This is a genomic window from Streptomyces sp. NPDC005533 (genome assembly GCF_042871845.1).
Classification (GTDB): Bacteria; Actinomycetota; Actinomycetes; order Streptomycetales; family Streptomycetaceae; genus Streptomyces.
Window position 1 is genome coordinate 57500 of the sequence record NZ_JBIAJH010000036.1, and the last position, 9088, is coordinate 66587.

Sequence of the window (9088 nt, forward strand, 5' to 3'; positions counted from 1 at the left end):
CTTCCCCCGACCCCCGCGCAGCCTCGCCGGCCAGCTCTTCGCCATGCAGGTCCTGCTGGTCGCGCTGGTCGTCGTGGGCTGCGCCGTCTACGCGTACGCCACCGCCCGCGGCCAGGCCGAGGACGCCGCCCGGCGGCAGGCCGGCGCGGTGGCCCGCGCGGTCGCCGACTCACCCTCCGTACGCGAGGCCGTACGGGCGGCGGCCGGCGGGAGCGATCCGTCAGTGGAGCTCCAGCCCTACGCCCAGAAGGTCCGCGCGGACTCCGGGGTGGACTTCGTGACGATCATGGCTCCCGACGGGCGGCGCTGGACCCACCCCGACCCGCGCCGGATCGGCGAGCCCTTCATGGGCAACACCGCTCCCGCGCTGCGCGGCCAGACCTTCAGCGAGACCTACGCGGGCACCCTCGGCCCCTCCATCCGCGTCGTCACCCCGCTGGAGGACGACGGCCGGATCGTCGGCATGGTGAGCGCCGGCATCACGGTCCGCGCGATCAGCGACCGGCTCGGCGCGCAGCTCTCCGCCCTCGCCTGGGTCGCGGCCGGCGCCCTCGCCCTCGGCGGGGTCGGCACGTACGTCGTCAACGCCCGGCTGCGCCGCCACACTCATGGCATGAACGCGGCCGAGCTCAGTCGGATGTACGACTACCACCAGGCGGCCCTGCACGGGGTCCGCGAGGGGCTGCTGATGCTCGACGGGCAGCGCAGGATCACCCTGATCAACGACGCGGGGCGGGAGCTGCTCGGCCTGCCCGGTGGCGAGATCACCGGCACCGGGGTCGCCGACCTCGGTCTGCCGGCCCCGCTCACCGGAGCCCTGCTCGCCGACCGGCCCCGGGTGGACGAGGTACACCTGACCGCGGACCGGGTGCTGGTCGTCAACAGCTCTCCGGTGGCGGGCGGCGGTCGCCGGGGCACCGTGGTCACCTTGCGCGACCACACGGAACTGCAGGCGCTGACCGGCGAGCTGGACCACGAGCGGGGTTTCACCCAGGCCCTGCGCTCGCAGGCCCACGAGGCGGCCAACCGGCTGCACACCGTGGTCTCCCTCATCGAACTCGGCCGCGCGGACGAGGCGGTCGACTTCGCCACCGCCGAACTGGAACTGGCCCAGGCCCTCACCGACGAGGTGGTCACCGCGGTCGGGGAGCCGGTGCTGGTGGCACTGCTGCTGGGCAAGGCCGCGCAGGCGCACGAGCGGGGCGTGGAGCTGGTCGTCACCGCGGACAGCCGCAGCCTCGCCGACGGGGGCGGCCTGCCGCCGGCCCGCGACCTGGTCACCGTGCTGGGCAACCTCATCGACAACGCGGTCGACGCCGTGACCGCCGTGGCGGGCGCGCGGATCGCGGTGACGTTGCGGCCGGAACGGGACGAGCTGCTGCTGCGGGTCGCGGACAACGGACCCGGACTGCCCGAGGGAGTGGACGTCTTCCGCCGGGGCTGGTCCGGCAAGGGCGAGGGGCGCGGCCTCGGTCTCGCCCTGGTCCAGCAGGTGGCCCAGCGCTACGGCGGCACGGTGACCGCCGCGCAGGGCCCGGGCGGCGGAGCGGAGTTCACCGTCCGGCTGCCGGCCCCGCAGGGGGCGGAGCCCGATCAGGCCGTGGCCCCGCGGGGCGCCGCGGCGGATCCGGCCGCAGGGAGCCCGCGGTGAGCGCGGGCGACGTACGCGTCCTGGTGGTCGAGGACGACCCGGTCGCCGCCGACGCGCACGCGCTCTACGTGAGCCGGGTGCCCGGCTTCAGCGCCGTGGGAGCCGTCCATTCCCTGGCCGAGGCCACCCGGGTCCTGGAGCGGACCCGCGTCGACCTGCTGCTGCTCGACCTCGGTCTGCCCGACGGGCACGGTCTGCGCTACGCACGCGGGCTGCGCGCCGCCGGACATCCCGTCGACGTGATCGTGGTGACTTCCGCACGGGACCTGGCCGTGGTGCGCGAGAGCGTCTCCCTCGGTGTGGTCCAGTACGTGCTGAAGCCGTTCGCCTTCCCCACGCTGCGCGAACGGCTCCTGCGCTACGCCGAGTTCCGCGCGACCGCGGGAGAGGCCGCCGGCCAGGACGACGTGGACCGGGCGATGGCCGCCCTGCGCGCACCCCGCCCGGCCGAGCTGCCCAAGGGGCTGAGCGCGCCGACCCTGGACCGGGTCGCCGCGCTGCTGCGGTCGGCGTCCGAGGGACTGACCGCGGCGGGGGCGGCCGAGGCGGCCGGGATCTCCCGGATCACCGCACGCCGCTACCTGGAGCACCTGGTGGACACCGGCCGCGCGGACCGCACCCCCCGGTACGGCCAGGTCGGCCGCCCCGAACTGCACTACCGCTGGCTGGCGGCGGCCGGTTCGGTGTCGAAGGTGTAGAACTTCCGGTGGTCCAGCATGTCGGCCGGGGTCACGTCGTTCCACGGCCGCATCGTGTCGTTCAGGTCCACGACGTTCGCCGTGCCGGCGGCCGGCAGGTAGGTGGACTGCGGGTGGCGCGCCTGCCAGTCGGCCCACAGCTTGTCGATGTAGGCGTGGTGCATCCAGAACACCGGGTCGTTCGGGGAGACCCCGGTGGACATCTGGCCGCCGACCCACACGTGCACACGGTTGTGCAGGTTGGCGCCGCGCCAGCCTTCGAGGTGGTTGCGGAAGCCGCTCGACGAGCTGTTCCACGGGGCCGCGTCGTACACCGGCATGGCGAGCACGGCGTCCACCTCGGCCTTGGTCGGCAGCTGGGCGACGCCCTCGCCGAGCGTGCGGCGCAGGTAGGCGCGCCCGTCCACCCGTACGTTCACGTTCCACTTGCCCGTGGAGTAGGCGAAGGGGCCGTCGAGGACCTGTCCGTCGCGGGCCCGTCCGGTGCCGCCGAGGAAGTCGGGGGCCCAGAGCGAGGAGCGGGAGGTGCGGTCCACGGTCCAGTCCCAGTAGGGAAGTGAGACGTTCGCGTCCACTTTCTGCAGCGCCGCCTCGAACTCCAGCAGGAACCGGCGGTGCCAGGGCAGGAACGAGGGGGAGCGGTGGCCGACCCGGTCGCCCGAGTCGGTGTCGTTCATGATGAAGCCGTTGTGGGTGGTGACGAAGCGGTCGTAGCTGCCGGTGCGCTTGAGCTCCAGCAGGGCCGAGGTGAAGGCGCGCTTCTCGTCGGGGGTCAGCGTGGCCTGGTTCTTGCGGACGGTCATGCCGCACCTCCGAAGGGGGCGAGGGCGGCGCCCTGGAGGTCGCGCACGGCGGCGCGGGCGAGCAGGGTCGGGTCGAAGAACGTCTCGTAGTGGTTGATCACGCTGATCCAGGTTCCGTCCGCGTTGCGCATGACGTGCAGTTCGCGTCCGTCTATTCGTACGGTGGGCTGGCCGGGGGAGTGGTGGCCGCCGTGGTGGCCGCCCTCGCCCGGGGTGATCTGGATGCGGCGGCCCTTGTAGACCTCGTCGACCGTGCCCGGGGGTGTGGACGCGGTGGGGGTCGCGGCGGCGGTTGTGGCGACGCTCGCGGCTGCGGCGGTCAGGCCAAGCACGGTGAGTGCACCGGCAGTTGTACCCAAGGCCTGACGGCGGGTGATCTTGTTCATGGCCAGAGAGGTATCAGGGCCGGGCGAACGACGGACCGCTATCCGGACATCGGCGGATATGTTGCGGGTAGAACAAGTTGGGTGATCTTCCCGTCCTGACCGGCTCCTGGGGTCCGAACGGGAAGATCTTCGGGAGCGAGTCTACTGGGCAGTAATTTCTTCGGACTGCCGGGGCCCGTATGTGGAAGGTCACACCGCAGGGTCGGCCGGAAGCAGAGCGTCATCCACCCCTCGCGTCGCCTCGATCCCATCCCGAATTGAGCGACTCTGTCCCCTATAGTCCCGATATGGCTCTTCATGAGACGAAGGACGCGCGCGCCCTTGACGCCGATACGGACGTGTTCGCGTCCGCGCTGAGCGGCGAGGTCCTCCCCAAGTACCGGATGCCCGAGGAACACTCGCCCACCGAGGTCGTCTACGAACTGCTCCGCAACGAACTCCTCCTGGACGGCAACGCCGCCCAGAACCTCGCCACGTTCTGCACCACCTGGTCGGACGAGGGGGTGCACCGCCTGATGAACGACTGCCTCGACAAGAACATGATCGACAAGGACGAGTACCCGCAGACCGCCGAGATCGAGTCCCGCTGCGTCAACATCCTGGCCGACCTGTGGAACGCCCCCGCCGGCGCCACCGCCGCCGGCTGCTCCACCACCGGCTCCAGCGAGGCCGCCATGCTCGGCGGCCTCGCCCTCAAATGGCGCTGGCGCGAACGCCGCCGCGCCGCGGGCCTCCCCACGGACCGTCCGAACCTCGTGTGCGGCCCCGTCCAGGTCTGCTGGGAGAAGTTCGCCCGCTACTTCGACGTCGAGCTGCGCCAGGTCCCCCTGGAGGCCGGCGCGAACGGCCTGCTGCCCCATCAGCTCGCCGCGTACGTCGACGAGAACACCATCGGCGTCGTCGCCATCCTGGGCGTCACCTACACCTGCGTCTACGAGCCCGTCGCCGAGATCGCCGCCGAACTCGACCGCATCCAGGCCGAGAGCGGCTGGGACGTCCCCATCCACGTGGACGGCGCCAGCGGCGGCTTCGTCGCACCCTTCCTCCACCCCGACGTGGTGTGGGACTTCCGGCTGCCGCGCGTCGCCTCCGTGAACACCTCCGGCCACAAGTACGGGCTCGCGCCCCTCGGCGTCGGCTGGATCGTCTGGCGCACCGCCGACCTGCTGCCCGCGGACCTCGTCTTCGACGTGGACTACCTGGGCGGCGACATGCCGACCTTCGCCCTGAACTTCTCCCGCCCCGGCGGCGAGATCATCGCCCAGTACTACCTCTTCCTGCGCCTGGGCCGGGGCGGCTACCGGCGCGTCCAGAACGCCTGCGCCCAGACCGCCCGGTACCTGGCCGGGGAGATCGCCGCGATGGGCCCCTTCACCCTCCTCTACGACGGCGAGGGCGGCCTGCCGGCCGTCTCGTACAAGCTCACCGACCCGCAAGCGGCCGGCTTCACCCTCTACGACCTCTCGGACCGGCTGCGCATGAGGGGCTGGCAGGTGCCCTCGTACCCGCTGCCCGCCGACCGGGAGGAAACGGTCATCCAGCGCGTCCTCATCCGACACGGCGTGACCCGGGACCAGATCGCCCTGCTCGCCGCAGACATGCGCCGGTCCGTGGAGCACCTGACGGCCTCACCCCCGCCCGTACCCACGGAGGCGCCGCGTTCCGGGTTCCACCACTAGCCGCCCCATGGCGCAGCGGCCGCCCGACGTGTGGGCGCGGGGGCACGCCTACGAGCGGTACATGGGGCGGTGGAGCCGTCAGGTCGCCGAGGTGTTCGTGGCAGGCCTCGGCGGCCGGAACGGTCTGCGGTGGCTGGACGTCGGCTGCGGCACCGGAGCGCTGACCGGGGCGGTGGCGGCCCGGTGCCGGCCGCGCGCCGTCGTGGGAGTGGACCGGTCCCGCGGATTCCTCCGCGCGGCCCGGGCCGCCGTACCCGCGCCGGCCGGCTTCGCCGTGGCCGACGCGTCGGCGCTGCCGTTCCACGACGCGGTGTTCGACGCCGCCGTCAGCGGGCTCGCCCTCAACTTCCTGGAACCACCCGGGCCCGCGGTGGCCGAAGCCGCCCGGGTCGTCCGCCCGGGCGGACTGGTCGCGGCGTACGTGTGGGACTACGCCGAGGGCATGGGCCTGCTGCGCCACTTCTGGGACGCGGCCGCCTCGGTCGATCCGGCCGCCGCCACCCGGGACGAGGGCCGGCGGTTCCCGCTGTGCCGCCCGGGTCCGCTGCACGCGCTCTGGACCGGGGCGGGACTCCTCGACGTGAGCGTCGCCCCCATCGAGGTACCCACCGTCTTCAACGGTTTCGCGGAGCTGTGGGAGCCCTTCCTGTCCGGCCAGGGACCCGCTCCCGGCTACGTCGCCACCCTCGCCCCCGCCGCCCGGGACCGGCTGCGCACCCGGCTCGCCACGACCCTCCCCACCGGCCCGGACGGCTCGGTCGCCCTCACCGCCCGCGCCTGGGCGGTCCGGGGCCGGCGGCCGTGAGACGCGGATCACCCCGCACGGGTGTCACGTCCGGCGCCGGCCGTTTGTCCCCCGGACATGAACGAGACGAAACGGGCGGCCCCGCCGGCAGGTGGACCCCACTTGATCGAGCAGGAGGCCGGTGCCACGGTGTCGATCATGAATGATCACTTCGAGGAGCACCGGCGGCTGCTGTTCGCCGCCGCGTACCGCATGCTGGGCAGCGTCGCCGACGCCGAGGACATCGTGCAGGACGCCTGGCTCGCCTGGAACCGCACCGACCAGACGGCCGTCGAGCATCCCCGGGCCTACCTGGTGCGCACCGTCACCAACCTGAGCCTGAACCGGCTGAAGTCCGCCCAGGCCGTCCGCGAGGCGTACGTCGGGCCCTGGCTCCCCGAACCCCTCCTCACCTCACCCGACATCGCCGAGGAGGCCGAATTGACCGACACCGTCTCCATGGCGGTCCTGGTCGTCCTGGAGACCCTGACCCCGACCGAGCGCGCGGTGTTCATGCTCCGCGAGGTGTTCGGCTACCCCTACGCCGAGATCGCGCAGGTCGTCGGAAAGTCCGAGGCGAACGTCCGCCAGTGCGCGCACCGCGCCCGCGAACACGTCCAGGCCCGCCGCCCCCGCTTCACCGCGGGCGCGGCCGACCGGCGGGAGATCGCCGAGAAGTTCCGCGCGGCCTGCGCGGGCGGGGACCTGGCCGAGGTCCTCGAACTCCTCGCCCCCGACGTCGTCAGCTGGGCGGACGGTGGCGGAGTCGTCACCGCCGCGCGCCGCCCGCTGCACGGCGCCGACCACGTCGCCCGCTGGTGGCTCGGCGTCCTGGCCAAACCCCAGGCAGCCAAGGGGGAGTTGCACGTCGCCGAGATCAACGGCGAGCCCGGCCTCCTGCTCGTCCTCGACGGCGTGAACGTCGGCGCGATGACCCTCGAGGTCGCCGACGGCCGGATCACCGCGCTGCGCACCATCGTCAACCCGGAAAAACTGCGCGGCATCCAGCCGCGCCCCTGAACGAAGGCGCGGCTCGGGTGTCAAGGCCGGCTCCGCGCCCCTGTCGGTCCGTGAGTGGACCTGCCACGGGGTGTGGGGCCGACCGTGACCGGGACGTCAGCGGGCGCCGAAGTTCTGCGTCCACCAAGGGCCGCCGGCACCCTGGTGGACGCCCACGCCGAGGTCCTTGAACGAGCAGTTGAGGATGTTCGCCCGGTGGCCCGGGCTCTTCATCCAGGAGTCCATGACCGACTGCGCGGTCTGCTGGCCCTTGGCGATGTTCTCGCCGTAGGTCGACCAGCGGTAGCCGGCCGAGGTGGTCCGCTGCCCCGGGTCCGCGCCGTCGGGGTTGGTGTGCGAGAAGAAGTCCCGCGCCGCCATGTCGTCGGAGTGTCCCTGAGCCGCCGCCCGCAGCTGCGGGTCCTCCTTGAGGGGGCCGCAGCCCGCGGCCGCCCGCTCGGTGTTCACCAGGGCCAGCACCTGCCCGGCCATGCCCGGCGGGGCCGGCGCCGGCTTGGGCGCCGAAGGGCGCGGGCTCGGCGAGGTGCTGCGGCTCTGCGTCGGACTCGGGCTCGCGGACGGACTGGGCGGGGCCGAGGCCGACGGGGAGGGCGAAGGGGAAGTCGACGGCGACGGGGAGGCCGACTCCGAGGGCAGCGCGGACTCGGTCGCCGAGAGCGCCAGCGGGGCGGCCGGCGTGGCGCCGCCGTCCTTAGGATGGCCGGGGCCGGTGAATGCGCCGAGGTACACCAGCCCGCCGCCCGCGACACAGGCGGCGAGTACCGCACCGCCGATCACCCGGCGGCGCCCGCTGCGCCGGCGCTTGCGCAGCGCGCCCCGGCCGCCACCCGCACTGTCGACCGCGGTGAGCTGCGTCGCCGTGTCCGCGAAGCCCCCCTCGCCGCCGTCGGCGAAGGCAGCGGTCTCGGGGGCGAAGCCTGCCGCCCCGGCGGTGCGTACCCCTGCCAGCAGGGCCGCCGAGACCGGTACGAGGGCCAGTCCCGCCAGCAGTCCCTCGGCCGGAACCAGTCCGCTCCACAGACCGGAGCACCGTACGCACTCACGCGCGTGCCGGGCTATTCGCTTGCGCCACAGCGCCGAAGGCCGGCCGTCCCAACCCGCCTTCACCGCCCGCAGTTCCTCGCACGGCGGATTGGCCTCCAGCGCACGCACCACCACCCGTGCCGACTCCAGCTGGGCCTTCATCCGCTGGACGCGGACCGCCGTGTGCTGCGGGGACAGCTCCAGCGCCGAAGCCACCTCGGCCCGCGTCAGCTCGCCGGCGCACTCCAGCCACCACAGCGACAGCAGCGCGCGGTCCTCCGGCTCCAGCCAGCGCGTCGCCCGCGCGGTCTCCCGCCGCTGGCCCGCCAGGTTGAGGCGTACGACGGTCAGGTCGACGAAGTCGGCCCCCGGGTCGGCGACGTCGTAGGCGGCCTCCAGGGTGCTCTCGCCGAAGCCGCTCTGACCGGCCTGCCAGTGCGCCCGTACCCGGTTCATCGCGATCGCCACCAGCCAGGACCGGAAGCTCTCGTCCGCGCGCAGGGCGCCGAGCCCGTCGAGCGCCCGCAGCATCGTGTCCTGCACCACGTCGTCCACGTCGCACGAGCCGTTGAGGGCCCGACCGACGATGTTGTAGACGAGCGGGAGATGGGCGCTGACGAGCTCGTCCTGCGCGCGGGCGTCGCCCGCGCGGGCCGCTGCCACCAGCGCTGCCGTGTGCTGAGTACTCATGTGTTGTTCCCTGTCCGTACCGGCGGTCGATGATGCCCGATACATGGGAGACCGTCGACGGTGGCCCCGATAACACTTATGCAGAAAGTTTTTCGGGAAGTCGTCTCCGCGGCCTCCGGAGCGGGCCGTGCGGGCGAACGAACGCGGAAACATGGAAGCACGGACCCCGGCGGAAGGCGGCGCCGGGGCCGTGGCCCGACGTGACGCGGCGCCGCCCCCGGCCCGGTCGGCTGAGGGCGGCGCGCAGTTCGGTTGTCGGCTAGTGACCTGAGTCAGAGATTCGGTGGCAGTAGGCGGCGACCTTGTCGAGGATTTCGTCGGCTGTTTTCGTCCAGGCGAGGGGTCGTGGGTGCT

General features: G+C 73.1%; 8 protein-coding genes. 5 read left to right on the forward strand and 3 right to left on the reverse strand.

Annotated features, from left to right (window positions below; genetic code table 11):
- Positions 1 to 43: 43 nt before the first annotated feature.
- Positions 44 to 1651 (forward strand): ATP-binding protein, encoded by a 1608-nt coding sequence (locus tag ACFYP3_RS28770; RefSeq protein ID WP_388838524.1) that lies wholly within the window; start codon positions 44 to 46, stop codon positions 1649 to 1651.
- A complete protein-coding gene (locus ACFYP3_RS28775; protein WP_388838501.1) occupies positions 1648 to 2349 on the forward strand; it encodes a response regulator in 702 nt (233 codons plus the stop codon). The genes ACFYP3_RS28770 and ACFYP3_RS28775 overlap by 4 nt, the downstream gene beginning before the upstream one ends.
- Here ACFYP3_RS28775 and ACFYP3_RS28780 read toward each other — a convergent pair.
- Together ACFYP3_RS28780 and ACFYP3_RS28785 are read right to left on the reverse strand one after the other, a co-directional pair.
- Positions 2307 to 3152: a tyrosinase family protein gene (locus tag ACFYP3_RS28780; RefSeq protein ID WP_388838504.1), complete on the reverse strand. Its 846-nt coding sequence runs from the start codon at positions 3150 to 3152 to the stop codon at positions 2307 to 2309. The genes ACFYP3_RS28775 and ACFYP3_RS28780 overlap by 43 nt on opposite strands.
- Positions 3149 to 3538: a tyrosinase cofactor gene (locus ACFYP3_RS28785; protein ID WP_388838507.1), complete on the reverse strand. Its 390-nt coding sequence runs from the start codon at positions 3536 to 3538 to the stop codon at positions 3149 to 3151. The genes ACFYP3_RS28780 and ACFYP3_RS28785 overlap by 4 nt, the downstream gene beginning before the upstream one ends.
- A gap of 287 nt (positions 3539 to 3825) precedes the next feature.
- On the opposite strand from ACFYP3_RS28785, the gene ACFYP3_RS28790 reads away from it, so the two are divergent.
- The 3 genes from ACFYP3_RS28790 (at position 3826) to ACFYP3_RS28800 (ending at position 7021) form a co-directional block, all read left to right on the forward strand.
- Positions 3826 to 5217, forward strand: coding sequence for a glutamate decarboxylase (locus tag ACFYP3_RS28790; RefSeq protein ID WP_388838509.1), 1392 nt, complete (start codon positions 3826 to 3828; stop codon positions 5215 to 5217).
- Positions 5218 to 5224: 7 nt separating this feature from the next.
- Complete coding sequence (locus tag ACFYP3_RS28795; RefSeq protein WP_388838512.1) at positions 5225 to 6022, forward strand: class I SAM-dependent methyltransferase; 798 nt, start codon at positions 5225 to 5227, stop codon at positions 6020 to 6022.
- Positions 6023 to 6160: 138 nt separating this feature from the next.
- Positions 6161 to 7021, forward strand: a complete 861-nt coding sequence (locus ACFYP3_RS28800) for an RNA polymerase sigma-70 factor (RefSeq protein ID WP_388838527.1) — start codon at positions 6161 to 6163, stop codon at positions 7019 to 7021.
- A 96-nt stretch (positions 7022 to 7117) separates the two neighbouring features.
- Here the strand turns inward: ACFYP3_RS28800 and ACFYP3_RS28805 are convergent, their stop codons facing one another.
- A complete protein-coding gene (locus ACFYP3_RS28805; RefSeq protein ID WP_388838515.1) occupies positions 7118 to 8734 on the reverse strand; it encodes a sigma-70 family RNA polymerase sigma factor in 1617 nt (538 codons plus the stop codon).
- Positions 8735 to 9088 lie beyond the last annotated feature (354 nt).